Origin of the sequence: Brevibacterium sp. HMSC07C04, from assembly GCF_001815905.1 — a bacterium.
Lineage (GTDB): Bacteria > Actinomycetota > Actinomycetes > Actinomycetales > Brevibacteriaceae > Brevibacterium.
Genome location: NZ_KV823253.1, coordinates 36871 through 62780, shown reverse-complemented (window position 1 = coordinate 62780; position 25910 = coordinate 36871). Strand labels below are relative to the sequence as shown.

24 protein-coding genes are annotated in these 25910 nt (G+C 63.4%); 12 read left to right on the top strand and 12 right to left on the bottom strand.

Annotated elements, in window-relative coordinates; translation table 11 throughout:
* Positions 1 to 41: 41 nt before the first annotated feature.
* The 6 genes from secA to mtrA all read right to left on the bottom strand — a co-directional run bounded on the left by secA (position 42) and on the right by mtrA (position 8445).
* Complete coding sequence (gene secA, locus HMPREF3162_RS04810; RefSeq protein WP_070777081.1) at positions 42 to 2717, bottom strand: preprotein translocase subunit SecA; 2676 nt, start codon at positions 2715 to 2717, stop codon at positions 42 to 44.
* Between the two features lie 215 nt (positions 2718 to 2932).
* On the bottom strand, positions 2933 to 3601 hold the full coding sequence (gene hpf / locus HMPREF3162_RS04805) for a ribosome hibernation-promoting factor, HPF/YfiA family (RefSeq protein ID WP_070576672.1): 669 nt from the start codon (positions 3599 to 3601) through the stop codon (positions 2933 to 2935).
* Between the two features lie 50 nt (positions 3602 to 3651).
* Complete coding sequence (locus tag HMPREF3162_RS04800) at positions 3652 to 4362, bottom strand: ComF family protein (RefSeq protein ID WP_070777080.1); 711 nt, start codon at positions 4360 to 4362, stop codon at positions 3652 to 3654.
* 2 nt (positions 4363 to 4364) lie between these two features.
* Positions 4365 to 6053, bottom strand: a complete 1689-nt coding sequence (locus HMPREF3162_RS04795) for an LpqB family beta-propeller domain-containing protein (protein WP_070777079.1) — start codon at positions 6051 to 6053, stop codon at positions 4365 to 4367.
* Positions 6050 to 7768, bottom strand: a complete 1719-nt coding sequence (gene mtrB, locus HMPREF3162_RS04790) for an MtrAB system histidine kinase MtrB (protein WP_070777078.1) — start codon at positions 7766 to 7768, stop codon at positions 6050 to 6052. Before mtrB ends, HMPREF3162_RS04795 begins: the two co-directional genes overlap by 4 nt.
* Positions 7765 to 8445: an MtrAB system response regulator MtrA gene (mtrA, locus tag HMPREF3162_RS04785; protein WP_070576684.1), complete on the bottom strand. Its 681-nt coding sequence runs from the start codon at positions 8443 to 8445 to the stop codon at positions 7765 to 7767. The genes mtrB and mtrA overlap by 4 nt, the downstream gene beginning before the upstream one ends.
* A gap of 120 nt (positions 8446 to 8565) precedes the next feature.
* On the opposite strand from mtrA, the gene HMPREF3162_RS04780 reads away from it, so the two are divergent.
* The 5 genes from HMPREF3162_RS04780 to HMPREF3162_RS04760 are packed head-to-tail and all read left to right on the top strand — an operon-like array spanning position 8566 to position 13964.
* On the top strand, positions 8566 to 9624 hold the full coding sequence (locus HMPREF3162_RS04780; RefSeq protein ID WP_070777077.1) for a hypothetical protein: 1059 nt from the start codon (positions 8566 to 8568) through the stop codon (positions 9622 to 9624).
* Positions 9621 to 10295, top strand: a complete 675-nt coding sequence (locus HMPREF3162_RS04775) for a DUF4129 domain-containing protein (protein ID WP_070576690.1) — start codon at positions 9621 to 9623, stop codon at positions 10293 to 10295. Before HMPREF3162_RS04780 ends, HMPREF3162_RS04775 begins: the two co-directional genes overlap by 4 nt.
* The gene (locus HMPREF3162_RS04770; RefSeq protein WP_070777076.1) at positions 10292 to 11494 is read left to right on the top strand and encodes a DUF4350 domain-containing protein; all 1203 of its coding nucleotides are present in this window, start codon (positions 10292 to 10294) and stop codon (positions 11492 to 11494) included. The genes HMPREF3162_RS04775 and HMPREF3162_RS04770 overlap by 4 nt, the downstream gene beginning before the upstream one ends.
* Positions 11491 to 12672, top strand: coding sequence for an AAA family ATPase (locus tag HMPREF3162_RS04765; RefSeq protein WP_070777075.1), 1182 nt, complete (start codon positions 11491 to 11493; stop codon positions 12670 to 12672). The genes HMPREF3162_RS04770 and HMPREF3162_RS04765 overlap by 4 nt, the downstream gene beginning before the upstream one ends.
* The gene (locus HMPREF3162_RS04760) at positions 12672 to 13964 is read left to right on the top strand and encodes a DUF58 domain-containing protein (RefSeq protein WP_070777074.1); all 1293 of its coding nucleotides are present in this window, start codon (positions 12672 to 12674) and stop codon (positions 13962 to 13964) included. The genes HMPREF3162_RS04765 and HMPREF3162_RS04760 overlap by 1 nt, the downstream gene beginning before the upstream one ends.
* 78 nt (positions 13965 to 14042) lie before the next feature.
* Here the strand turns inward: HMPREF3162_RS04760 and HMPREF3162_RS04755 are convergent, their stop codons facing one another.
* Positions 14043 to 15038 (bottom strand): stage II sporulation protein M, encoded by a 996-nt coding sequence (locus tag HMPREF3162_RS04755; RefSeq protein ID WP_070777073.1) that lies wholly within the window; start codon positions 15036 to 15038, stop codon positions 14043 to 14045.
* A gap of 53 nt (positions 15039 to 15091) precedes the next feature.
* Here HMPREF3162_RS04755 and HMPREF3162_RS04750 point away from each other — a divergent pair, with 53 nt between their 5' ends.
* Positions 15092 to 15913, top strand: coding sequence for an RDD family protein (locus HMPREF3162_RS04750; RefSeq protein WP_070777072.1), 822 nt, complete (start codon positions 15092 to 15094; stop codon positions 15911 to 15913).
* Positions 15914 to 15953: 40 nt separating this feature from the next.
* Here the strand turns inward: HMPREF3162_RS04750 and manB are convergent, their stop codons facing one another.
* Together manB and HMPREF3162_RS04740 are read right to left on the bottom strand one after the other, a co-directional pair.
* Positions 15954 to 17402, bottom strand: a complete 1449-nt coding sequence (gene manB, locus HMPREF3162_RS04745; RefSeq protein ID WP_070777071.1) for a phosphohexomutase domain-containing protein — start codon at positions 17400 to 17402, stop codon at positions 15954 to 15956.
* Positions 17399 to 17716, bottom strand: a complete 318-nt coding sequence (locus tag HMPREF3162_RS04740) for a DUF3499 family protein (protein ID WP_070777070.1) — start codon at positions 17714 to 17716, stop codon at positions 17399 to 17401. The genes manB and HMPREF3162_RS04740 overlap by 4 nt, the downstream gene beginning before the upstream one ends.
* Before the next feature lie 64 nt (positions 17717 to 17780).
* Here HMPREF3162_RS04740 and HMPREF3162_RS04735 point away from each other — a divergent pair, with 64 nt between their 5' ends.
* The gene (locus HMPREF3162_RS04735) at positions 17781 to 18137 is read left to right on the top strand and encodes a hypothetical protein (RefSeq protein WP_070777069.1); all 357 of its coding nucleotides are present in this window, start codon (positions 17781 to 17783) and stop codon (positions 18135 to 18137) included.
* A gap of 99 nt (positions 18138 to 18236) precedes the next feature.
* Here the strand turns inward: HMPREF3162_RS04735 and HMPREF3162_RS12080 are convergent, their stop codons facing one another.
* A complete protein-coding gene (locus HMPREF3162_RS12080; protein ID WP_305366933.1) occupies positions 18237 to 18680 on the bottom strand; it encodes a WhiB family transcriptional regulator in 444 nt (147 codons plus the stop codon).
* Positions 18681 to 19028: 348 nt separating this feature from the next.
* Between HMPREF3162_RS12080 and HMPREF3162_RS04725 the strand changes: the two genes are divergently transcribed.
* The 5 genes from HMPREF3162_RS04725 to HMPREF3162_RS04705 are packed head-to-tail and all read left to right on the top strand — an operon-like array spanning position 19029 to position 22960.
* Positions 19029 to 19817, top strand: a complete 789-nt coding sequence (locus HMPREF3162_RS04725) for a 2-phospho-L-lactate transferase CofD family protein (protein WP_070777068.1) — start codon at positions 19029 to 19031, stop codon at positions 19815 to 19817.
* Complete coding sequence (locus HMPREF3162_RS04720) at positions 19817 to 20845, top strand: coenzyme F420-0:L-glutamate ligase (protein WP_070576717.1); 1029 nt, start codon at positions 19817 to 19819, stop codon at positions 20843 to 20845. Before HMPREF3162_RS04725 ends, HMPREF3162_RS04720 begins: the two co-directional genes overlap by 1 nt.
* Positions 20846 to 20877: 32 nt before the next feature.
* Entirely contained in the window at positions 20878 to 21480 is a 603-nt protein-coding gene (locus HMPREF3162_RS04715) for a hypothetical protein (protein WP_070576720.1), read from the top strand.
* A gap of 42 nt (positions 21481 to 21522) precedes the next feature.
* The gene (locus tag HMPREF3162_RS04710; protein ID WP_070576723.1) at positions 21523 to 22293 is read left to right on the top strand and encodes a CoA transferase subunit A; all 771 of its coding nucleotides are present in this window, start codon (positions 21523 to 21525) and stop codon (positions 22291 to 22293) included.
* Between the two features lies 1 nt (position 22294).
* Positions 22295 to 22960: a CoA transferase subunit B gene (locus tag HMPREF3162_RS04705; RefSeq protein WP_070777067.1), complete on the top strand. Its 666-nt coding sequence runs from the start codon at positions 22295 to 22297 to the stop codon at positions 22958 to 22960.
* A 154-nt stretch (positions 22961 to 23114) separates the two neighbouring features.
* Here HMPREF3162_RS04705 and manA read toward each other — a convergent pair whose 3' ends face one another.
* Positions 23115 to 24347, bottom strand: a complete 1233-nt coding sequence (manA, locus tag HMPREF3162_RS04700) for a mannose-6-phosphate isomerase, class I (protein WP_070777066.1) — start codon at positions 24345 to 24347, stop codon at positions 23115 to 23117.
* Positions 24348 to 24451: 104 nt separating this feature from the next.
* A complete protein-coding gene (locus tag HMPREF3162_RS04695) occupies positions 24452 to 25900 on the bottom strand; it encodes an LCP family protein (protein WP_070777065.1) in 1449 nt (482 codons plus the stop codon).
* Between the last annotated feature and the right edge of the window lie 10 nt (positions 25901 to 25910).

The following is a 25910-nucleotide window of genomic DNA, read 5'->3' as shown; positions in this document are numbered from 1 at the left end:
GCGCTGCAGCGCGAGGCTCGGTTTATGAGCAGGCAAAAGACTCAGCGGCGCCTTCTCCTTCTGCGGCGCTCAGCGCGGTTGACACCGCCGCTGTCTTCATCCGCAAGGCCTTCAGAGCGCTTCTCACCTTCGCCGGGCTCGCTGGGGCCGGCCAGCGTCAGCTTCGGCAGCGTCGTGCGCAGCGCGTCGGACTCGACTTCGACCTCGTCGCTCTGGACCGTCTTGACCTGCACCTGCAGTTTGTTGACAAGGCGCGTGGCGTCTTCTTTGATGCCGTCCTGCATCCTGGTGAACATCTCAAAGCCCTCGCGCTGATACTCCACCAGCGGATCGCGCTGGGCCATAGCCCGCAGACCGATGCCGTTCTTGAGGTAGTCCATTTCGTACAGGTGCTCGCGCCAGCGCTTGTCAATAGTGGTCAGCAGAACGCGGCGCTCCAGCTGGCGCAGCGCTCCCGAACCGAGTTCGCGTTCGCGCTTTTCGTAGGCAAGTTCGGCATCCGCCTGAATTTCTTCGAGGATCTTTTCGCGGCTGAGGCTGCCCTTGCCGCCGGCGTCCTCGTAGAGATCTTCCGGGGTGATGGAAGTTGCGTAGAGATCCTGCAGGGCAATGAACAGCTTGTCCATTTCCCAGTCTTCGGGATCACCCGCCGTTGCACCGTCAACGTAGGCGCGCAGAACATCGTCGCGGAAGTCGTGAATCTGGTCTGCGAAGTCGTCGCCTTCGAGAACGCGCTGGCGTTCGTCGTAGATCACCGTGCGCTGGCGGTTGAGAACGTCGTCGTATTTCAGGACGTTCTTGCGCTGTTCGGCATTGCGCTGCTCAATCTGGTTCTGCGCGGACAGGATAGCGCGGCTGACGAACTTCGATTCGAGCGGTTCGTCTTCGGGAGTGTTCGCAAGGGCGAGTGCCCGTTCGGCGGCACCGGCTCCGAACAGGCGCATAAGGTGATCCCGCATAGAAAGGTAGAAGCGCGATTCACCGGGGTCACCCTGACGGCCGGAGCGTCCGCGCAGCTGGTTGTCAATACGGCGCGATTCGTGGCGTTCAGTGCCCAGAACATACAGCCCGCCGAGCTTGCGGATTTCTGCTGCGGCTGCTTCCACCTGTTCTTCGGCTGCTGCGAGGACACCCGACCACTGGGCTTCGTACTCTTCGGAATGCTCAGCCGGATCGAGGCCCCGCCTTTCCATTTCCGCAACCGCAATGTGCTCGGCATTGCCGCCGAGCATGATGTCGGTACCGCGCCCGGCCATGTTGGTGGCGACCGTGACGGCCCCCTTGACACCCGCCATCGCGACAATCGATGCTTCACGCGCGTGGTTCTTGGCGTTGAGGACCTCGTGGCGAATGCCCCGCTTGGCCAGAAGCGATGACAGGTACTCCGACTTTTCTACGCTCGTCGTGCCGACGAGCACCGGCTGGCCCTCTTCGTGGCGTTCGGCGATGTCTTGGACGACAGCGTCGAACTTCACTTTTTCGTTGCGGTAGACAAGGTCGGGCTTGTCCTCCCGCAGCAGCGGCTTGTTCGTGGGAATCGGCACCACGCCGAGCTTGTAGGTCGAGTTGAATTCGGCCGCTTCGGTTTCGGCGGTGCCGGTCATGCCCGCCAGTTTGTCGTACAGGCGGAAGTAGTTCTGCAGAGTGATCGTCGCGTGCGTCTGATTCTCAGCCTGGACTTCGACGTTCTCCTTGGCCTCCAGCGCCTGGTGCAGGCCTTCGGAGTAGCGGCGGCCGGGCAGAATACGGCCGGTGTGTTCGTCGACGATCATGACTTCGCCGTCAAGCACAACATAGTCCTTGTCGCGCTTGAACAGCTCCTTGGCCTTGATCGAGTTGTTGAGGAAGCTGATGAGCGACGTGTGGTCTTCGTCGTAGAGGTTGCCGATTCCGAGATAGTTCTCCACCCGCTCGATGCCCGGCTCGAGGATGCCGACTGTGCGGTTCTTTTCGTCGACTTCGTAATCGCGGTCAAGTTTAAGGCGCTTGACGATCGTGGCGAATTCGCCGAACCAGCGGTTCGCGTCGCCTTCTGCCGCGCCCGAAATGATCAGCGGGGTGCGTGCTTCGTCAATGAGGATCGAGTCGACCTCGTCGACGATCGCGAAGTTGTGGCCGCGCTGAACCATGTCGGCGACTTCCAGCGCCATATTATCGCGCAGATAGTCAAAGCCGAATTCGTTGTTGGTGCCGTAGGTGATGTCAGCCGCATACTGTTCGCGGCGCTGGGCAGCCGGCATATTCGACATAATGCAGCCGGTTTTCATTCCGAGGAACCGAAAAACACGCCCCATGAGGTCAGACTGGTAGCTGGCCAGGTAGTCATTGACCGTCACGACGTGCACGCCTTTGCCCGTCAGAGCGTTGAGGTACGAAGGCGCTGTCGCAACGAGAGTCTTGCCTTCACCGGTCTTCATTTCGGCGATGTTGCCCATGTGCAGAGCCGCACCGCCCATGAGCTGAACGTCGAAGTGCCGCAGGCCCACCGTGCGCGCTGAAGCTTCGCGAACTGCCGCAAAAGATTCGGGAAGCAGCTTGTCGAGGCTTTCGCCGTCGGCAACGCGAGCCTTGTAGCGGTCTGTTTCTTCGCGCAGCTGCGCGTCTGTCATAGCGCTGTACTCGTCAGACAGATTGTTGATCGCCGTGGCGTAGTTCCGGAGCCTCTTCAGGGTGCGTCCTTCGCCAATCCGAAGCAGCTTCTCAAGAATGTGGGCCACGTTTCTCCTCTGTCCGTTTCAGCGCAGCGAATCTCGACATGCGTCAGATAAGTCTAACGCGCAGACGTACGGCTGTCGCGCGGCCAACCCGCGGCAGCGCCCGTCAGAGTTTGCTCAGCGCTTCGCGACCGGCGGTCGCAGTGCAGCCGGAGCAGACAAGAAGCGCGGCGGACGCCCGGTGGCATCCGCCGCGCACAAGCTGCAGAAGTGGAGTATCAGCTGCTCTGCGAGTCTTCCAGCGCAATCACGCCGTAGCTCCATCCCCGCCTGCGGTAGACAACCGAGGGCTGGGAGGTGTCCTGGTCTATGAACAGGTAGAAGTCGTGCCCGACCATCTCCATGCGGTTCAGAGCCTCTTCGATGCCGATCGGCTCAGCCGGGAAGGTCTTCTCGCGCAGCACCACCGGAGAATCACCCTCGGCCCGGATGCGGCCGTTGGTGGGGTCTGCATCATCGACGTCTTCTGCCTCATCCACAGCCGGTTCGCTGTCTTCGGCGGGCGCGGGAGCCGCGGGCGCGTCGACAACCGGCATGTCAGCAAAGACTTCGCCGGTCGATTGGCGGCGGTGTCCGCCCTTGCGCGAGATCTTGCGCCGGTCGCGAGCACGGCGCAGACGCTCAAGGAGCTTCGCCCACGCAAGATCAAGCGCTGCGTACTTATCGGAAGCGTGCGCTTCGGCGCGCAGAACCGCTCCCCTGCTGAAGACGGTGATCTCCACGCGGACGGCTTCGTCCGGGCGGCGCACGCTTTCTTCGTGGGTGATGTTGACTTCAACGGCCTGGGCATCAGGACTGAGCTTTTCAGCCTTGGAGATCTTGTCCTCGATATGAGTGCGGAAGCTGTCCGAGATAGCAAGACCGCGTCCCTTGACGACGATGTCCATTGTGCTCTCCTTTGACGTCGGAAAACCATCAAAAACGATGGTCACCTTCATTAAAGCGCATTCGGCACCGGCTGACGAGAACTCCCCCGTGCGATTCCGATAACCGCGAGTCCATCCGGTGTGCACCCGGCGTTCATCAGCGCCCGAGTCGTCTCGGCACCCGTGGCCCCCGTGGTCGAAATATCGTCGACGACGATGACCTTTGCCCGCCGGTTCCAGTCGCCGACCAGGCTCGCGTACTCACGTGCAACGGCGTGGGTGCCCTCGACATTCGCCTTCCGCGCCGCACTGCCGAACCCCACCTGATCACGGTGACCGCTGACGGTCAGCACTTCCGCGCACCCGGCACTCACACCGTCGGATCGCAGCATCTGCGCCGCAGATTCAGCACACGCTGCGACGTGATTGCCTCCTCGTCTGCGCACCGCCGTCGGCGAAGAGGGCACCGGCACGAGGATCACAGGGCGACCATCCACCGGGCTGTCCTGAAGCGCGTCGACAACAGCACGCGCCAGCAGCAGACCCAGGACTGCCACGATGTCGCGTCTGCCGTGCTCCTTATACGCCACGAGCACGTGCCGGAGCACACCGTCGTACACGCCCGCACCGCTGACAGGCAGTCGGCCAAAGCGCGGCTGACTGCGCAGCACAGGACCGTCAAGGGCCTCTATGCAGTCCCCGCACAGCGACACGGTCTCAATCCCACACCCGGCGCACACGCGCGGCAGGAGCAGATCGGCGATGTCGGACAGCAGCTTCACAGTCAGCCCGGGTACATGGGATTCCAGGCCTTTGCCCCGACAACCCTCTGCCACGTCCCTGACGTATACGTGTACACAACGCCGTTGTCAGAGCCGACCCGCATGCTGCCGAGGTCCCCGGCTGCTGAAATCGTCAGCCCGTCGGCAATTGCTCCCAAGCCCACGGAGGGCCCGCCAGTCCACAGGCGATGCGCGTTGGCCGCGGCTTCATCTTCCGACAGCACCGCCAGGAACGAGCTTCCGGCCCAGCTGAAGTCCAGCACCTGTCCGAATTTCTGGCCGACCGGCAGCGGATCACCCGCGCTCAAACGATCGGGCTTGCCTTCGCGGGAGCGGACAATTCCCACAACGTCGATGCGAGTGCCCCCAGCACCGGAAGACAGCACAGCCAGCCGACTGCCTTCACGGGACACCGCGATTCGCTGTACCGTGCGATCTTTGGCAAACGGCATTGCCATTGACACGAGTTCTCCGGTTTTGCCGACAGCCCGGATCTCCGCCGACTTCGCTTCGACCGTGTACACCCATTCGAAGCGGTCGACGCTTGGGCTGACGAAGCCGTGTCCGGTGATGAGGGTTTCGACATCTTTTTCTGCGCTGAAGCGCTCAATCTGCTTGCGGTTTTCGCTCGTGTAGTAGTAAGACTGACCGTCATAGGACTGAGCCGGAAGAACTTTGTCCGACACTTTCGGCGAGTTTTCAACCGGGTCAAAGGAATTGCCCGCGACCCTCGCGATCCTGCCGCTGGAAACCACCACGGCGGCTGCGTCCACCGGCAGGTCAGCAGACACATCGGAACCCGAGGGGATGTTCGACTGGGGTGTTTGGACGCGAACGTCCGAAATCGAGGTGTTTGCGCGCATGGTTTGGGAAATCTGCGAATACAGGCGTTTGCTCGTCGTGTCATCGAGATCGCCGACTTCCTGGGACAGGCCGACGTCGACCGTGCCGCCCTCAGCGGTAACGACGGAGGGTTCGAGTGTGGTTCCCTCCGGCACGGCGGAGATGACTGCGCCGCGCAGATGTTCCCCGGGGCCCTTGAGCAGCTGGCGGGCCACTTCCGTCAGCGTGCCGTTGCCGCGGACAAACCACCGAACGTCCGGCACGAGATACGAATAGTCCTGCGTGAAGAAGTACAGCGGGTAGGCCTGGAAGATCCGGTTGAAGTTCGCTTCGGACAGCACGATGCCGTCGGGAGCATCCGAAATCCGCCATTCGCCGTTGACCTGGCGCAGGCTGAACTCCAGCTTCGTTTCAGTGCCGGAGGGGCTGTCGCGGTAGACGTGGGAAGAGTCGAGGGAAGCCTGCACGGGAACCGCAAACGACACATTGCGCGAATTGGTCGTCACAGAGGCCGTGAGGCTTTCAAGTGACAGGCCCGCTTCGACAATCGACACGTTTTTGAGCGGACTCCATTCACCGGCAAGGTCATCGGTCAAAAAGGAACGGGCCACCGCGAAGCTGCCGGATGAGCTCGAACCGGCAGCCAGGAAGCCGCGCACGATCGAGGCGGGGCTGGCCCCCGGTGCAGGACCGTCTGGGTCTGTGCGGGACTGGACGTCGTTCTCGGATTCCTCCACCGCGGCCGTTCCGATCTGCCCTCCGTGGGGAATGGTGGCGCATCCGGCTGCGCTGAGAGTCAGCAAGAAGGCGCTTGCAGCAGCCGCGAACCGTCGGAGGCGACTGGTCATGACTGTTCTCCGTCCTCATCTGCCGCATCGGCCGGTGATGCGGTTTCGACGACAATCGGTATCGACCCCGTCTGCACGCGCACAGAACCGTCCGAGGTTGCCGGCCCGGCAATGAGCGCGGGCCCGTGTGCGGGAGCATCCGCGGGAGGCAGCGGAAGCGGGGACGATGTGATTTCGGTTCCCTGCCTGCGCGGAAGGGTCAGGCGGAAGCAGGCGCCGTCGCCGGGACTTCCCCACGCTTGGAGCCAGCCGGCGTGCAGGTGCGCGTCTTCCAGCGCAATCGCCAGGCCCAGGCCGGTGCCGCCGAGTGTGCGCCGGCGGGACGGATCTCCGCGCCAGAACCGGTCGAACACGTGCTCGACCTGCTCGACGGTCAGCCCAACACCGTGATCGCGGACGCTGATCGCGCAGGATTCTGCGTTCGCGGCCACATACACATCGATGTTCTTCTTTTCGCCGTGTTCGATCGCGTTGACGACGAGGTTGCGCAGGATCCTGCCGATGCGGATCTGCTCGACTTCCGCTGTCACCGGCGTCGACGGCGTGTGCATGACGATCTGACTGCCCGCCTGCTCAGCCACGATGGTCAGCCCGTCGACGACGTTGGACACGATTTCGGTGATGTCCTGTTCCTTGGTCTCAAGTTTGACGAAGCCGGCGTCGTGCCGGGACACCTCGAGGAGGTCGGACAGGAGCAGTTCAAAGCGCTCCACCTGCGATTTCAGCAGCTCAACGGAGCGCTGTCCGGTTGTGTCGAGTTCGTCTTTTTCCGCGTACAGCATTTCCGTGGCCGCGCCGATCGTGGCCAGCGGTGTGCGCAGTTCGTGAGAGACATCGGATACGAACTGGCGCTGTAAGACGGTGAGCTCTTTCATGCGCACAATCTGATCCTGCAGGGTGTCCGCCATGTCGTTGAAGCTTCGGCCCAAAGCGCCGAGCTCGTCATGGCTCGTGACTGTGACGCGCTCGTCGAGGTCGCCGTCGGCCAAGCGCAGTGCGGCCCGTGCTGTTGAGCGAATCGGCGAAACGACAAGCCCGGTGACAAGCCAGGCGACGGCCACGACGAGGACGACCATGACGATCCCCGCGACTGTGAGCGCACGCTGAATGAAATTGAGCGTATTCTGCTCCTCCTGCAGGTCGGCGACGACGTACAGGTCGAATTTGCCGCTTCCCGGCAGAGAAACAGACTGTGCTACCACAATGCCGGGCGAGCTCTTCTGCCCCGGCAGGGTGATCGACTGGTACGTCTGGGTTCCCACGGGAGTTTCCTGTGCTTTGGTGAGAAACGCCTCGTCGAGTTCTGATGGGCGCACGGGCTCCTGGCCGTACGGAAGGGCGATGATCGGCGCGACAGAACGTCCGCGATCCCGCGGTTCCAGGGCAATGCTGCGCAGCGGAGTAGACGATCTGACCATCATGGAGCGCAGCTGGGTGTTCACGGTTTCGCTCAGCTGGGCAATGCCCTCGGATGTCGCGGTGGATTCAAGCTCCGAGGCATAGCCTGCCGTTTGGGAGGTGATCGACTGGAGTTTGGCTTCAAACAGGCCGCGGGCGATTTCCCGCGACACGTACGAACCGACCAGCAGAACCGCCGCAATCGACAGGATGAGCGTCAGCGCAACAACGCGCACCTGCAGGGAGCGGCGAAACAGCCGAACGGCGAGCAGATAGGCTCGCAGCCCCAGCCGACGGGCGGTCGTCCAGAGTCTCACGCAGCGTGACCGGCCCGATAGCCCACACCGCGAACGGTGACGACGATTTCCGGGTTTTCAGGGTCGCGCTCGATTTTGGAGCGCAGACGCTGTACGTGCACGTTGACCAGGCGAGTATCCGCCGAGTGCTGATAGCCCCACACTTCTTCCAGCAGCTGTTCGCGTGAGAACACCTGCCACGGTTTGCGGGCCAAGGCGGTCAGCAGGTCGAACTCCAGGGGGGTGAGCGAAATCGGCTCGCCGCCGCGAGTCACGGTGTGGCCGGACACGTCGATCGTGACGTCGCCGACGGTCAGGTGCTCAGGCGCGGTCGGTTCGCTGATCCGCAGCCGTGCGCGCACCCGGGCGATGAGCTCCTTGGGTTTGAACGGCTTGGGCACGTAGTCATCGGCCCCTGCTTCGAGGCCGGCGACAACATCAACCGTGTCGGATTTGGCGGTGAGCATGATGATCGGAACATCGGATTCCCTGCGGATCTCGCGGCAGACCTCCATTCCGTCTTTGCCCGGCAGCATGAGGTCAAGGAGCACGAGGTCGGGTTTGGATTCGCGGAATGCGCCGAGAGCTGCATCGCCCGTCGCGCAGAAATCAGGTTCAAATCCTTCTGACTTAAGCACAATGCCGATCATCTCAGCCAGCGCTGTGTCGTCGTCTACCACAAGAATCCGTGCGTTCATAGCCTTTATTGTTCCCTACCCACCAAAGGTTTTCACTTCGGCCCGCCGATTTTCGCGCAGCCTGATCACGGGAAGCTGTGGAATGATGGGCTCGTCAAAAGCTCATCACGCAGGAGTGAAGTGTTCACACAGAACAGCCCCGACTGGGGTCTGACCGTCGACTGGTCGACGGGCCAGCGGGTTCCGGCCAAAGCCCGCCGCAGGCCCCAGTGGTCTCCCCCGCCTGTCCCGGGGATTCTGCCCAAACGTCCGCTGGGCTTCTTCGAGGTGCTCGATGGCGGCTTCCGCCTGATGCGCAGCCTCCCCGGACTGACCTACGGCAGCGCCGGCATTGCAGCCGGGCTGTCAGCGAGCGTGTTTGCACTCGCCGGGGCCATCACGTGGTACTTCGGGCACAGCTTCTTCACCAAGCTCCTCGACTCATCCGAGGAGGCTCTGAGCGGTCTGAGCTTTGTGGTGCAGATCGGCGCGGGAATCGTCGAATACCTCACCCTGGCTGCTCTCATCGTCTTCAGCGGACTGGCGAGCATCGGCGCCCGCGAAGCATTCTTCGGCCGCACAATGTCACTGCGCCAGGGGTGGCAGCACCTCCGGGGATCCCGCCGAACGCTGTTCGGCGCTGCACTGCTGATGGGCACGGCCCACCTGATTGTGCTCGCGGTGTTCCTTGCCGCAGCAGTTCTTGCCGGCGCTGTGGGCGGAACTGTCATCGGCCTGACCCTGGGAACGGCTCTCGTCCTTGTCTGGTGGGCGCTGACGGTGTTCTTCGGCATTCGCCTGAGTCTGACGGGATGCATCATCACCCAGGAGCGAGTGGGGATCTTCTCCGCAATCGCCCGGTCCTGGAAGATGACCGGCCGCGGCTTCCTGCAGGTGGCAGGCCAGACCGTGTTCGGCTTCTGGCTGGCCAATCAGGTCATCGGCATCATCGCCACACCGGCTTTCATCTACTTGGGAGGCGTCATCGGCGTGCTCTCGATTCTGATGCTCGGCGGCAGCGAGCTCGAGGGGCCGATTGTCGCCGCTGTTCTCGGCACCATCTTCACGGGGCTGTTTCTGGCAATCGGCGTTCTCCTCTACGCCTACCGGGCGGCACTTCTGTCAACCGTCTACTTCAACCTGAGGATGCGCACAGAGGGCTATGACCTCGTCCTCCTGGCAGAAGCGGAGGAAGTATGAGCGGACTGCAGCAGCCCACCCCGGAGCAGGGCCGGGAGTGGGCCGAACGCGAACTGTCTGATCCGCGCTACAGCGAGGTCGACATTTCTTTCTTCGGCAAGATCAAGCGCATGCTCGACCTGTTCTTCCAGAGGCTCGCGGACAGCGTTGAAAGTGCCCAGTCTCCGTGGTTCATCATCGGCGTCATTCTGTTCACAGCAGCCGTTGTGGGCTTCGTCATCTGGCGGATTCGCCGCGGCACCGACGACGACTTCTCGAAGCAGCTTTTCCAGATGGACGCCGAATTCAGCGGCGTCGAACCCTGCGTGTTCCGCAAACTCGCACACGAAGCGGCCGAGAACGGCGATTGGGCGGACGCCGCTGCCAACCAGATTCGCGCAGTCTTCGCAGAGCTGAACAAGAAGCGGATCATCGACGTCGAGGCCGCCTCGACCGCAGCGGAGCTTGCAGCAGCGGCTTCCGCGGCAGTGCCGGCTATGAGCGACAAGCTGAATCAGGCCGCCTCGCTGTTCGACCGGATCGTCTTCGGCAGCCACTCCGCAGACGAAGCCGACTACCGCTTTGCCGAGCAGATCGACTCCGCAGCTCAAGCGCTGCGCGCGCCCGCTCAGGAAACGGCTGACGCGGCTGAAACTGCCGACTCTCGCAATTCCCAGCAGGTGAGCGCATGAGCGCCGCACTCGACGTCGCGGTCCGCGGCACGCGTTCAGCCGGCCCCGGACGCAGCCTGAAGTCTCTCGGCCGATCAGCCGGCCTGTGGCTCGTGCTGGTGGCTGTTCTCCTCATGGCCAGTGCGGCCATCACACTGACCTCCGCGGAACGAGACGAAAGGCGTTCCGGGCACTACGACAGCTTCGCCGCAGACGGCACCCACGCCTACGCCAAACTCCTTGAGGACCACGGCGCCAAGCTTAAAAAGACCGAAAACTTCGACACGGCCGCAGAAGCCGCTGCCACGCCGGGCACGACGGTCGTCGTCATCAACCCGGACGACATATCCGTCGACAGCAGGCAGAAGATGACCGCGGCAGCTCAAAAAGGCGGCCATGTGATCCTTTCAGCCCCGTATGACATGGGCGGCTGGGGAAACACCATCCACCCGACAGAGGAATTCGCGGCCCCCGACGACGTTGCGGGTTCCCGCGAACCCGCCTGCGATTTCCCCACAGCCCAGAAGGCGGGCCCGGTCAGCGCACCCTTCAATCATTACTACTCGACCCACAAAGACTCGGTGAAGTGCTACTACCGCCCCGACATGGGCAAGCAGGCCTCCGGCCTCGTCCAGGCTCCGGTCGGCAAGGGCACTATGACGGTGCTGGGCAACAGCAGTTGGATCGGCAACGACGAGATCGCCCTGCACGGCAACGCATCACTCGTCATGGGCCTTGTTGCGGATGCAGATTCCGTCGTCCTGTTCTGGCCGAATCCCGATGACTTCATCGACTCCGATATCCAGGAGACCCAGGATTTCGTTCCCCAGTGGGTGTACTTCGCAGTCCTGTGGATCGGCGTGCTCACACTGGTGGCTCTGCTGTGGCGCGGACGCCGCTTCGGCCCGTTGGCGGCTGAGCACCTGCCGGTGACTGTGCCGGCAAAGGAAACCGTGACCGGACACGCGGGTCTTCTGCAGCGTGCCGGAGCCCGGCCAGAAGCCCTGCGGCCCATTCAGCAGGCCGCGATCATCGCACTGGCCCGCAAACTGAGCATGTCCGCTTCGGCTCCCGCGGATGACGTCTGCCGCGCGGTCGCGGCCAAACTGGGCGAAAGCCCACAGCGCATTGAACACCTTCTGCTGCACGCAGAACCGACATCAGACGCAGAACTTGTCAGCCTGGCTCAGGCCATCAGCGAACTCGAAAGGCGACTATGACAAACCAGCACGACCCCAGCGCTCCCATCCCGGACATGCCGGAAAACCAGCCCGGCACACAGCAGCCCGGCGCACAGCCGTCCGGTTCGGTACCTGCCCCCGCCGGCTCCGCCTCGGCAGCGGCTGCCGCCCAGCAGAACCCCCAGGCGAGCGCTCAGCAGACCCGTGTCCAACCCGCCTCGTCGCTTGTTGACCGCCTGGCCCAGGACCACCAGCTGACGGACGTCGACCACGAACTGCGTGCCCGCTTCGGCGCTGTCAGCAGCGCCACGGCCAACGCGGTCGTCGGTCAAGGCCACGCCACGCACGCTCTGCTCATTGCGCTGCTCACGGGCGGTCACGTGCTGCTGGAAGGTGTTCCCGGTGTCGCCAAAACGCTGCTGGTGCGCGCCCTGTCGCACGCTGTTGAGCTCGAACACGCGCGCATCCAGTTCACCCCGGACCTCATGCCCAGCGATGTGACAGGTTCGACCATCTACGACGCCAAGACCGGCGACTTCGAGTTCCGTCCCGGCCCGGTGTTCACCAACATCCTCATCGCCGACGAAATCAACCGCACCCCGCCGAAAACCCAGTCAGCGCTGCTCGAGGCAATGGAAGAGAAGCAGGTGTCGGTCGACGGCAACACGTACTCCCTGCCGAAGCCGTTCCTGGTTGCCGCAACTCAGAACCCCATTGAGTACGACGGCACGTATCCGCTGCCGGAAGCTCAGCTGGACCGCTTCCTGTTCAAGGTCCAGATGAACCTGCCGCAGCGCGATGCTGAGCTTGACATCCTGCAGCGTCACGCCGGCGGCTTTGCCGCAGACAAACTGGCCGATGCCGGTGTGACCCCGCAGATCGACGCCGAGGGCATCCTCGCCGCCCGTGAGCGCGTGGCAGATGTCTACTGCGCCCCGGAAGTGCTCGGCTACATCGTCGACCTGGTGCAGGCCACGCGCCAGGCCCCTTCGCTGGAACTGGGTGTGTCTCCCCGAGGTGCTACGCGTCTTCTGTCTGCCGCGCGGGCTCACGCGTGGCTGTACGGGCGAGCGTTCATCACCCCGGACGACGTCAAGTTCCTCGTGCCGATCTCCTTCCGCCACCGTGTGCGCCTCAACCCTGAAGCGCACATGGACGGTCTCGACGTCGACGATGTTCTCGAATCGATCGTGTCGACGGTTGCGGTTCCGCGCTGATGGTTCTCACGTGGCGCACCATGGTCTTCGCCGGGATCATCGGCGTAGGCGTTGTTGCCCTGCAGACGACCACGGCCGCGCTCATCGGCATCACGGTGCTGCTGGTAGGCATTGTCGTCGACCTGATCATCACGCCGTCCCCGCGCAGGATTGAGGCGGCGCGCACTCCCGGCGGCAAGGTTCGTCTGGGCCAGGAAACGTGGGCGGATCTCACCCTGCACAATCCGACCAGGCGCACGTACAGGCTGCACCTGCGCGATGCGTGGTCGCCCAGTGCCGGTGCAGAGAACAACCGGGACCGCTGCCGTCTTGCCGCGGGGGAGTCGCACGTGCGCCGGCAGACGCTTAAGCCCACGCGCCGCGGCTGGCTGTCAGCTGACAAGGTCACACTGCGCAGCTTTTCGGTCTTGGGGATTGCCGGCCGTCAGGTGTCATTCGATGTTCCGGCCCAGGTTGCGATCACTCCCCCGTTCCTGTCGCGGCGCCACTTGCCGTCGCGACTGCACCGCCTGCGCGAAATGGAAGGCCGCACGGCACTCATGGTGCGCGGCATGGGAACCGAGTTCGATTCGCTGCGCGAATACGTGCCGGGTGATGACGTGCGCTCGATTGACTGGCGGGCCACGGCGCGCGCCCAAGAGGTCATGGTCAAAACGTGGCGGCCCGAACGCGACCGCCGCGTGGTGATCGTCATCGACTCCGGCCGCCTGGCGGCGAAGCGCTCGGCTGAGGGCACCCAGTTCGACACGTTCGTCGAAGCCGCCATGCTGCTGACGGCTTTGGCCGGATCAGCCGGCGACCGAGTTGACGTGATCGTCGCCGATGCGCGCATCCGCACCGCTTTCGGCCCCCTGGCCAGGGAAAAGGCCATTCCGCGCTTCGACGAAGAGATCGCGGACGTCTTCCCCAGCCTGTACGAGTCCGACTGGCAGGTCATGGCCTCGGAAGTCCTCAAGCGCTGTCCCACGCAGGCGCTCGTCGTGTTCCTCACGCCCCTGGATGCCATCACCATTCAGGAGGATGTTCTGCCCTCGCTGCCGCTGCTCAAGCGCGGCCATCAGATTGCCTTCGCCTCGGTTTCTGATCCGCAGCTGCAGGACATGGCCGACGAAGTCTATTCACCAGCTCAGGTGTACCGGGCCGGTGCGGCACAGCGGGAAATGCTCAATCAGCGTGCGCTCAGCCGCGCAATGTCAGCAAGCGGCGTGTACTCGCTGACGGAACCCGAAGAGAAGCTCCCGCCGGCGCTTGCGGACCTCTACATCCGGCTCAAGGCGCAGGGGAAGCTCTGATGAACGGCACCTCGTGAATTGACGTACGAGGTGCCTGCCGCCGTGGTCAGCAGACCACGGCTTTGACTGTGGTCAGGCTTACTGGACGGTGACGGTACGGTAGCCGGCGCGCTCCTCTTCGAGGTCCCCGTCCAGGCCCGCACGATAAGCCGGCCGACCCAGCGCAATCGTGTAGGCGACGATGCCGATGGTGAGTGCCGCGCCGAAGATCATCTTGATTCCAAAGGGCATGTAGGACGGGGTGATGAAGCCCTCGATGAGGCCGGACAGGAACAGGAAGATCACGAGCCCCATAGCCACCGTGATGAGCGAACGGCCCTCTTTGGCCACAGCCTGACGCCGCGTCATATTGCGCGGAATGATCCAGGACGTGAAGATCTTCAGCCCCGCGGCAGCGGCAATGAGGATGCAGGTGATCTCCGGGACACCGTGGGGCAGGATGAACTTCCAAAAGTCCTCCGCATAGCCGGCGTCATACATGATGGCCGCCGTCACACCGGTGTTTGCGGCGTTGCTGATGATGCCGGCGATGACATAGAACCCCGTGATCCCGAGCACCACCCACTGCACGGCAATCCAGGCGTTGTTGACCCACACGCCCACGGCGAAGACCGAATTGGGGTTTTCACGGTAGTAGGCGACGAAGCCGCGTTCGGCAATCTCGCGCCGCGCTGCCGGCGGCAGCATGTAGTCAAGCAGACCGGGGGTCGTGGCCGCCCAAATGTGCGCGCCCACGGCAACACCGGTGAACAGCACGAAGACGCCCACAAAGTACCAGCGCAGCGAATACAGTGCCGCCGGCAGCGACTGCCCGAAGAAGCGCATGGCCGTCGACTTCGCAGAACCGGGAACAGAGCCGAAGTGAACCCTCGCCTGCAGAACAACCCTGCTCAGGTAGACCGCGGCATCGGATTCCGGAGCGACCGTCTGCAGGTGCGACAGGTCTTTGTTTGCCCTGCGGTACAGGCGGTTGAACTCTGCCACCTCGGGGCCGGACAGGCGAGACTTCTTCGAAAGGCGTTGCAGCTCTTTCCAGTCCGGCGAGTTCAGTGCGGCCAGCAGAATGGGATCCATGAAGACCAGATTAAGGCATCTTGACCCGGCGGCGAATATGCGAGGATATACGGGTGAGCAGACTCGTCACCGGTGAGGCCATCAGCCTGAGCATCCGCCCCGCATCCCTCATGGCGCGGGCTGGCTCATGCGCCATCGATTTCCTGATCTACATGATCGTCAACACCGCCTATCTCATCGGGCTGGCCTACTTCCTCGGCAGAATCGACACCTACCAAAGCGAAATGCTTGCCGGGACAATTGCGTTTCTTGCCACAATCTTCACGATCGTGGGCGTGCCCTGCATTGTCGAGTACCTGACGCGAGGCCGTTCGGTCGGCAAGCTCGCCCTCGGGCTGCGGATCGTCCGCGACGACGGAGGCGCCCTGGCCTTTCGCCACAGCCTCATCCGCGCGCTCCTGTGGCCTTTCGAGATCCTGGGCTCCGGCGGCGGCGTTGCGGCTCTCGTGGGCCTGTTCTCTGCAGACACCAAGCGCCTGGGCGACCACCTGGCGGGCACCATCGCCATCAGCGAACGGGCGAAGCTGCCCGCGGCGCGCACCAATCACGTCAAACCCGAAATGGCGGCTTGGGCGCGCAGCGCCGATATTTCGCCCATCCCTGCACCCCTGCAGCACCGCGCCGCGCAGTTCCTCACCACGGCGCACATGCACACAGAAGGATCCAGGTGGGCCCGCTCGGTCGAAATCGCCGATGAACTCAACAACTACGCCGCACCGGCACCCCCGATGGGCACCCTGCCCGAAGAATTCATTGCCACGATCGTGGAGTTCCAGCGCTGGGACGGCTACCGGCGAGCGCAGAACGCGCAGAAGGCAAAAGACGTCTTTGCCAGCCGCATGGACAGGCTGCCGCACGGCTTGCGTCTGCAGTAGGAACTGCTCGGCGCCGTCGGCTGCGCGCCCCGGGTGCGGCTTAGCGGCGGATAATGGCCAGAGCGGCAGCGACGAGTTCGTCTGTGTGCTGCTGGCTTGAGGCTTCCACGTTCAGCCGCACCAGCGGCTCCGTGTTGGAGGTGCGCACGTTGATCCAGAAGTCCTCACCGTCGAGTGTGATCCCATCGAGCCGATCAATCGTCACCGGGCCGAACTCACCGCGTTGGCCGGCCTCGGCCACGGCGTCCAGCACGGCCTGCTGATCTTCCACCCGCGAATTGATTTCACCGCTCATGGGTCCCGGCGCATAATCGGCGGCGAGCTCGCTCAGCGGCTTCCCGGAATCGTGAACGGCTGCAAGAACGTGGCCTGCGGCGAGCAGACCGGAATCCGCCCCGAAGAAGTCGCGGAAGTAGTAATGGGCGGAGTGTTCGAAGGCGAAAACCGCGTTGTTGGCTCGCATGGCCTGTTTAATGCCCGAATGCCCCACGGGCGTGCGCACCGGTCTTCCGCCTGCTTGTTCAACCCATCGCACTGATGAACGCGAAGTGAGCAGATTGTGCAGCACAACCGGCTGCTCGTCAGACCGAACCCGGCGGATTTCATTGACCGCGGTCATCGCCCCTATCGCTGAGGCCGAAACCGTGTCGCCGTTTTCGTCCACGAAGAAGCAGCGGTCGGCGTCACCGTCAAAGGCCAGACCGATAACCGGCTGGCTCGATTCCCTGCTGGCTGCGACAACGGCTTTCTGCAGGTCGACCAGGTTGGCCGGGTCAAGCGGATTGGCGGGGTGGTGTGGGAATGTGCCATCGGGCTCCATGTACATGCCGCGCACGGTGATGTTCAGTGCATCGAGGCCTGCCGCACTGCCGAGCACCTGCGGAACAGTGAGCCCGGCCATACCGCTGCCGGCGTCGACGACGACCGTGATGTCCCCCACTCGTCCCAGGCCCGTGAGGGTGCGGATGCGCTGGGCAAAGCCCTGTACAACCCGATGCGCAAGCTCTTCGTCGACACCGAACGCACTGTCGACAGCCGTCGTAGAGGCTGTGCTGTTCGGCCGCTGCGGTGCGGAGTCCAACAGCTCCAGCGCCGCGCCCAGGAGGTCGGCTCGCGACACTCCCGATGCGCCGGGGCCGCACACTTTGATGCCGTTGTATTCGGCCGGGTTGTGGCTGGCAGTCACCATGAATCCGGGAAGACCGAATTCGCCGGAGGCGAAGTAGAGCTGATCGGTCGATGCCATGCCGATGTTGCGCGGCTGTAGTCCTGCCTGCCGGCTGCCGGCTGCCAGCAGGTAAGCAAAGCGCGGTGAGGTTTCCCGCATGTCGTGGGCGATGAGGATCTGCGAGCTTCCCCATTCCTCCCCTGCGGCGCGGGCGACGGCCCAGCCGAACGCGAAGATGAAGTCGTCGGTGAGTTCTTCTCCGACAAGCCCGCGGACGTCGTAGGCGCCGACGGTGCGGCGTTCACGTGCAAATCGGTTCATGTGTCCTCGATGATCGTCAGGTGCCCGCGTTTGCGCCCGTCGGGCGCTTCGGGTTCGGCTTCGCGAACGGCGTCTGCGATTGCCAGAAGGTCATCGCGGGTCCGCTCAATGGGCGGTCCCTCGGTTTCCAGGCGAATGATCTGCCACTCACGTGGCGGGGTGATCCTGTCGGAGTGAACTTCGCACAGGTCGTGAGCTCCCGGTTCGGGTTGCTGGGAAAGAGGGCCGATGACGATGCACGCCTCGGAATGAACATAGGTCAGCGTGCGGTTGGCGGGCTCGGGACAGCCGAGCTTGGAACAGGTGCGAAACACACAGGCAGTGTAGTACAGCCGCAGCTGCTCTTGATCGTCTACGCTGGGTCGGAAGGGAGGGCCCGTGTCCAGGCATCGTGATTTCCGCGGTTCGGCTCTGCCGCCGCACGCTCCAGCGTCTGCACCCCGTTGGGAGCAGCTGGAGCGGGCAGGGGCGGAGCTCCTGGCTGAACTGCTTACTGCCCGAGGCGTCGGCACCACAGACTATGAGCTGCGGTTGCGCTGGGTTCCGCCAGCGGGCCAACAGGGGCTGACAACATCGATGGGGCTTGCCGCTCTTGCCTACGAGAGAACGCAGGAAAGCCCCGGAATCATCGAGGTGAACTATCTTCCGCTGCGCGCACTGGCATCCACGGGTGAACAGCGGGGCCAGATTCTCGATGCGGAGCTGACCGAACTGCTGGAACTCATGTTCGACTAACACTCTTTGACGCGCGTAGGCAGCGCCCGCAGACACCGGTCGGATTTGGCAAAAGGGGCGACGGCCTGCGCCTCGCCCCTTTTGCCAAATCCGTGGAGTTCACACGACCTGCTTCTTCACACGTCGCCGTTCCCGTTCTGACAGCCCGCCCCAGATTCCGAAGCGCTCGTCGTTCGACAGCGCGTATTCGAGACATTCTGCGCGGACTTCGCAGGAAGCACACACCCTTTTGGCTTCGCGGGTGGATCCGCCCTTTTCAGGGAAAAAAGCCTCTGGGTCCGTTTGGGCGCACAGGGCCTGGTCCTGCCAGTCAAGACCTCCGTCGCCTTCGCCCAGCAGAAGAGCCAGCGGACTGATGCTCGAAATGCCTGCATCGGGTCCACCGGAAATCGGCTTGAGCTCGGTAGGATCGACAGACAGCGGGTCCGGAACGAAGGACGGGGATGAGTGCGCGGGATCAACGAACCAGTCCTCAGCCGCGCGCTCGGTGACGCTGGGAGCCGGACGTTGCGGAGAACTCTTGTATTTGCGCGCTTCTGACACGTGCTTCCCCTTTCTACGACCGTCCTTGCGGGACGTGCCGTAGTTAAATTACACGTGTGTCATTCCGCTTTAGTCAAGCGCACTCGTGTTATTTCGCCCACTCGACCCCCAATAATAGAACGGATGTTCCCACCTGGCGAGCAGTTGAAACACAATATATGGACGCCCTTCCGTTCCCGTACCACAATCTGTAGGGTGGGTGAAGTTTTTTCATGAATTTTCATTTTTTCTTCGTCTCGAAGCCCGAAAAGACGCCAGATCGGCGGAAAACAGCGCCGCTGCGACACGCCCAAAAGAACATCCAGTGCCGATTCGGCGCGCGCTGACGCCGGATGACATGATGACCTCATGAAGATCACCGTCCTGCCCGTCACCGACGGACTCACCCATGTGATCGCCGATGTTCGCCAGGCGGGAATGCAGCACACCGCAGCTGAGCTCACGGTGGTTGCATCTACGCTCACCGATGTCACCGTCCACGGACTGCGATTCTGCCCCGACATCGACGCCTGCCTTATACCCCCGACCTCCCCCGTGCCCGGCGGGGCAGCCGCTGAACTGGCCGCATTCCGGGTAGATGCGGAGTGGTTCCCCATGAACGACCGTCAGCTGGCAGCAGCCGTTCTGCGCAGCCGACTCATGGGCTTAGGCTACGGGCTGAGCGCAGTCACGCAGGCTATGACCAAGCGCTACGCCCCGGACTTCACGGTCCTGCCCCTGACCGACACCGCGGTCGAAACCATGGCCGTCGTTTCCGGCCCGCAGTCTGACGAAGCCTGGCCGGCCCGCCGCTACATTGCACAGCGCCGCACCGACGCCAAGCGCATTGTCCGCTCCGGATTCGACGACGCCAAGGCGGCGCCGGGTGTTCTCAAGTCGATTCGCGAAGCCGATGTCGTCATCTTCGCCGTCGACGAACGGCCTGAATTCACGGCGGCACCGGCGCTCAGCCTGCCGGGGATGGTGGACGCGCTCTCAGGCACCCGCGCCCGGGTTCTGACAATCGGCGCTGATCGGCTGGACGAAGAAACACGCGCCCTGCTCGGCGGTGAAGAAGCCGATGCGAAACTTGAGGAGCTCCTTGCCGAGGCCGCATCAGCGCGCCCCGAGGACGGACTTTCCACGGTGTGGGGCTGATGGCACGCACATCGCTTGCCACGGCATTCGGAATCGCCGCGAGCTTTCCGCCCAACCCTTTGGACACGGACCGTGCTGCAGCCCTGATCGCTGCCGACATCGACAGGGCTCGCGTGGAGATCCGCGACGATGACATCATCGCCGTGCGCGCAGACTTCGTCTCGACGTGCCAGGGCCGGGTGCTGCAGGCAGGCAGCCCGGAGGTCGAGGCGAGCACCGCGGCAAGCACGCGCACGCTCGTGGCATCGCGGTCGTTCAACGGCGCACCCGTGCGCCTGACGCTCACAGTCAACGGCACCGTGGAATTCAACGGCGGTCACCGCACATCGGGCGAGGCGGTGATCGCCCCGGTGCACAAGCCGCACCGGTGGGCCGCCGATGCCTGTGCCTGGCTGCGCTCCTATTTCTTGGCCGATATCGGGGTCGTCATCTTCCAGGACCTCCCCCACCCCTTCCGTCACGGACAGCGGGCGGCGAGCCTCGCCTCGTACGGGGTCGTCGGTCAAAGGATCGCCGACCACGCGGCCGGGACCGCAGCGCTGACAGCCGAGGATTCAACACTCGCGATCATTCGCGCACACAGCAGCCGCCCCGTCGTGTCGGACGCGGCCGCCGAACGTCCCGCTGAGAGCTTTGACGAAGTCGGCGGCCTGGCCCCGTGGTTCCGCCTGGGCTGGGTTGAGGCGTGCCAGAGTGCTCTGGGCGCCCACCCGGAGGGCCTGAGGCCGCTGTCCGGCACACACCACGAGGACATCCTCGCCCACGTCAGCCGCGCCATTGCGACCGTCCGGTCCGGACCGGCTCGCGTACCCGGGGAAGAATGTTGGCGCTTTCTGCCCATGGGCTCCGGCGCCCGCGTGCTTATCGAACCGGCCACCAGTGCCGCGGTGACAGACCCTCGCGCCGCATTGGGTCTTGGAGCCCTTGTCGAGCGCTTCAATTCAGCCCTATGGGTTGAGGGTCTGGGCGCCGACACCGAGGTGCGCACCGACGGCGGCGGTGCCGATGTGCGCATAGTCGTGCCCTGATCAACCTGTTTACCAAACACCCCAGGAGGACCGTGTTCGCTTCGTTCATCGCTCAGCTCGCCGCCCGCTCTGAACCGGCCGTCCGCTGGTCTGGACCGACAGGGCACCTGGAGCTGACCGGCGCCGTCTTCGCCAACTGGATCTATAAGTCCACCGCTCTGTGGGAGGACTTCGGCGTGGCCGGACTTGTGGTCGTCACAGACGGCCATCTGCACTGGAGGGCTGCGGCCGGCCTGCTCGCAGCATCAGGCTTGGGTCTGCCGGTGTCCGTACTCGACCCGGACACGCCGGGTCCCGATCACCCTCACGCCGCTCTTGTGCCCGCAGGTCTGGAGAATGCGGAGGCCGCTTTCGCCGCCGACGAGGTATTCGTCTACGCCACAGAACCCCTGGCACTGAGCACCGATGTGCCCGCAGACTTCCTCGACTTCATCACGGAGGTCCGCTCCAGGCCAGACGTGGTGCCGCTGGCTGAAACACGGCAGCTGCGTTTGGACTTTCCGGGTCGGCAGCTGCGTGTTCCGGTCCCGACCGAGCCGGGACCTGACGCTGTTCTTACGGCCGCGCCGACTGACGATGAGGAGCTCACGGCCGCGCTGCGAGCTCTGCTGGGCGCAGTCCTCACCCTGGGCTGAACGCTTTCGGAAGGCCCCGGCGGCACGTGGTAGGTTTTCAGCATGGACAAAGAAGTTTCATCACCCGCTGAGGCGGTTGCAGACATTTTTGACGGCGCCAGCATTGCCGTAGGCGGCTTCGGAGTCGTCGGAATTCCCGAATATCTCATTCGCGCACTGCGTGATCAGGGCGCAAAGAACCTCACGTGCGTATCCAACAACGCGGGCACCGACGGCCGGGGCCTTGGCATTCTGCTTGAGAGCAAGCAGATCAGCAGAATGATCTCCTCATACGTCGGCGAAAACAAGGAGTTCGCCCGCCAGTACCTGTCCGGAGAGCTCACCGTCGAACTCACCCCGCAGGGCACCCTGGCAGAGAAGCTGCGGGCCGCCGGTGCAGGAATTCCCGCTTTCTACACCATCACGGGCGCAGGAACCCAGGTGGCCGAAGGCGGAATGCCGTGGCGCTACGACTCTGACGGCAATGTCGTCGAATCCTCCCCCGCAAAAGAAGAGCGCACGTTTGAGACCTTCGGCGAAGAGCAGACCTATGTTCTCGAAGAATCTCTGCCGTGCGATTTTGCTCTGGTCCACGCGGCCAAGGGCGACCGTCACGGCAACCTCGTGTTCAACAAGTCTGCGCAGAACTTCAACCCGCCTGCCGCCCAGGCCGGGCGCATCACAATCGCCCAGGTCGAAGAACTCGTAGAGCCGGGCGAGATCGACCCCGCGGATGTTCACCTGCCGGGAGTCTACGTCCACCGGGTGGTCAAGCTCAGCCCGGAAGAAGCCGCTGACAAGCCCATCGAAAAGCTCACGGTGCAGGAGGACTGACATGGCACTGACACGCAACCAAATGGCTGCCCGCGCCGCTCAGGAACTCGAAGACGGCAGCTACGTCAACCTCGGCATCGGGATGCCCACCCTGGTCCCGAACTATGTTTCCGACGATGTCCAGCTGGTCCTCCAGTCCGAAAACGGCCTGCTGGGCGTGGGCCCCTACCCCACACGCGAAACCGTCGACCCGGACCTCATCAACGCCGGCAAGGAGACTGTCACCATGCGCCCGGGCGCGGCCTATTTCGATTCGGCGCAGAGCTTCGGGATGATCCGCGGCCGCAAAATCGATGCGGCGATTCTCGGAGCCATGCAGGTCGATGAGAAAGGCGACATCGCCAACTGGATGATCCCCGGCAAGATGGTCAAGGGCATGGGCGGGGCAATGGACCTGGTGCACGGCGCCAAATCCGTTTTCGTCATCATGGACCACGTGGCTCGCGACGGTTCGCCCAAGCTGCTGACCAAGTGCGAACTTCCGCTGACCGGCAAGGGAGTTGTTGAGCGCATCATCACGGACCTCGCCGTCATCGACGTCACGCCTGATGGCTTCAAGCTCGTTGAGCGCGCCCCCGGTGTCACGGTCGAGGAAATCACCGAAAAGACGCAGGCGAAGCTGATTGTCGAAGGTGACATTCCCGAAATGCAGGTTGCCGAGGTCTGAGCCTGAACAAAAGCTCCCAGCAGCAACAGAAACACCCGATAGCCGTCACTGCTATCGGGTGTTTCTGTTGCTGCTGGGTGTCGGGGTGTCTCCGAACGAGGTGAGGGGCGGTCATCACGACCGCCCCTCACCTGTGTTTATGCGCTGGGGTTCGTCAGCGGCCCAGACCGCCGACGAACAGGGCTCCCTGACCGGTGAACGCGGCGGGCGCTTCGTCAGCTCCGATGAAATAGGCGTCCCCTGGCTGCAGCTGCTGAGTGCCGTGGCCGGTGCTCACCTGGAACGAACCCGAGGTGCACAGGACGATTGTGGGGCCCTCTTCGCCGATCTGCAGGTTGTCTGCGCAGCTGATGACCTGCAGTCCGAAGTCACGGCAGCCGGTGTCCAGCCTGCCGCTGTTGTCAGCGTGCTGAATGTGCGGTTTCTGGACTTCAAAGCGCACCAGGCGCTGCAGTTCCGGAATGTCGATGTGCTTGCTGGTGAGGCCACCGCGAACGACGTTGTCTGACGACGCCATGATCTCGACACCCAGACCGCGCAGATAGGCGTGCGGGATTCCGGCTGACATGGCCAGTGCCTGGCCGGGAAGCATGCGCACCATGTTGAGCATGAGCGCAACCAGCGCCCCGGCATCCGAAGGGAAGTCGCCGTTGGTCATCCGCAGGATCTCGACGGGGTCGATATCGCAGCCGATGCGCGAAGCGCACTCAGGTGAGGCCTCGGCAATGTCAGCGGCGGCCAGACGGTCAGCGACGGCGCCGAAACCGGGTGTGCCCAGCAGAAGGTTCATGGAGTCCCGCAGCGGGTTCTCACCGGCCAGGACTTCGCGCCACGTGAGCAGTGCCGCGTGGGTTCCCGGCACCTCGGCATCCAGCAGGCGATCAACAGTGGCGGCAATCGCGCGGGGTTCGCGAAAGCCCGTGAGCGCATCAAACGGAGACAGCGCGTAGATGAGTTCGGGCTTGTGCCACGCGTCGCGATAGTTTCGATGCGGCGAGTCCAGCGCAATGCCGGCGGCGTTCTCACGCGCAAAGCCCTCCCGAGCCTGTTCGAGGTCAGGGTGCACCTGGATCGACAGGGCCTTATCCGCTGCAAGCAGCTTCATCAGGAACGGAAGGCGGGGACCGAACGTCTTCACAGATTCTTCACCCAGAACAGCCGCGGGGCTTTCTGCGATGATGTCAGAGAGAGTGCGCGGAAGAACCGCGACCCCGTAGGCCTGTTCGGATGCGGGCGAGGACCACACGACCTGTGACGGACGGGCTTCGTGGGCACCGAACCACATTTCGGCGATGGGTTCGTCAGTGGGAGCCTGTTCGAGAAGGGCGGGAATGGCGGTGGTCGAACCCCAGGCGTAGTTGGCCAGTGAGCCTTGTAGCTTCAACATCTTCTCCTTGCAACCTTAGCGTCCGGCCACAGTAGAAGTCCACAGTGAACGCCGTGGCCGCGCAAAGCGACATCAGAGTGAAGCGAAGGTTACATTCGGATGATTCACTTGGGCACCGAGCAGATGGAGCTCGGCTTCGGCTTCTTTTCGGAAGCGTGCGCCGGTGCTGGTCCGAAAAGGCCGGGGGCAGCCTGTTCGTCCTCTTTCTTGGACTTCTCAATTCCGTCTTTGACCAGCTGTTTGGTCACCGTGAAGTCGGGGTGTGAGGGTGTGACATGAGGCGGTGTGAGCTCAACCGAGAGCATCTTCTGCGATTTCGCCTTCATGCCGAGGTTGATGAAGTCATCGGCCTGACGCTGCGGGACGTCAGTGGAAACGACATCCGGTGCTGCAGCGGCGAGTTTTGTAAAGCGCGTCATGAGGGTTGCCGGATCCATCTGCCGCAGCATGGCTTCCTGCACGCAGCGCTGGCGCACCATGCGCTCATAGTCAGTGGCGAACTCGCGCGAACGGCCATACCACAGGGCCGTACGGCCGTCCATCTTGATGTTCTTCCCCGGCTCAATCCACTCTTTGGGCGGGTAGTGCTTGCCCGTGGCCGGATTGATCGGCCTGGAGATCGGCACCCGCACTTCCGAATTCAGGCGGATTCCGCCCATGGCGTCGATCAGCTTCTGGAAGCCCTTGAGGTCGATCATCGCGTAGAACTGGATTTCCAGACCCGTCACGCCCTTGAGAGCTTCGACGGTTCCCTGCACACCTGCGGGAACATCGCCCTTGTATTCGTCAGCGTGCTTTTCGGCTTCCTGGTAGACCGCGTTGATGAGGCACGCGTCACCGCAGTTGTAGCCCTGTGGGAAGTGCTTCTTCAGCGGCGAAGAATTGGGAAACGGCACGTTCTGAGTGTTGCGGGGAATGCCGACGACCACTGACTTGCCCGTCTTGGCGTCCATGGACACAACCGTGAGGCTGTCGGGGCGGATGCCTTCGCGGCCCTTGCCCGCGTCGGAGCCGAGCAGAGCCACGTTGTAGCGGCCGTCCACCGGCTTCTTCATCTTTCCGGAGGCAAACAGCTGAGACATCAGCGACCGCTGCGCGTCGACCGTCACACCGCCCCACGCGGTGCCCAGCCCCACGAGCAGAACTGCAGCCAGACCGACAGCCAAGAACTTCGGCCGGGTCTTCTTGCTCAAGCTGACAACCCGCACCCTCCGCATGGTGTCCAGCAGACACACAATCCAGTTGATGCCCGCCGCCAGCACCACCACAAGCGCCAGGACAAGCAGGATGGGGTCGGTGCCGATCGTCAAGAAGAAGCTGCGATTGAACAGCCCGACGATGATGGCCGCCAGCACCAGCACCCACGTGCCGAGTGTGATGCAAAGCGCTGTTCGGGTGAACTTCCGCGAAGCGCCGAGCACACTCTGCACGGAACCCGGCATGAGCGCAGAGCACAGCAGCAGCCACCACCCGCGGCGGTCCCGGACATACTCCGGGCTTCGCTTGGGATTGCGGATGGGATCTGCGTACTGAAGCTCTCTGCGCTGGCTCATGCGGGAATCG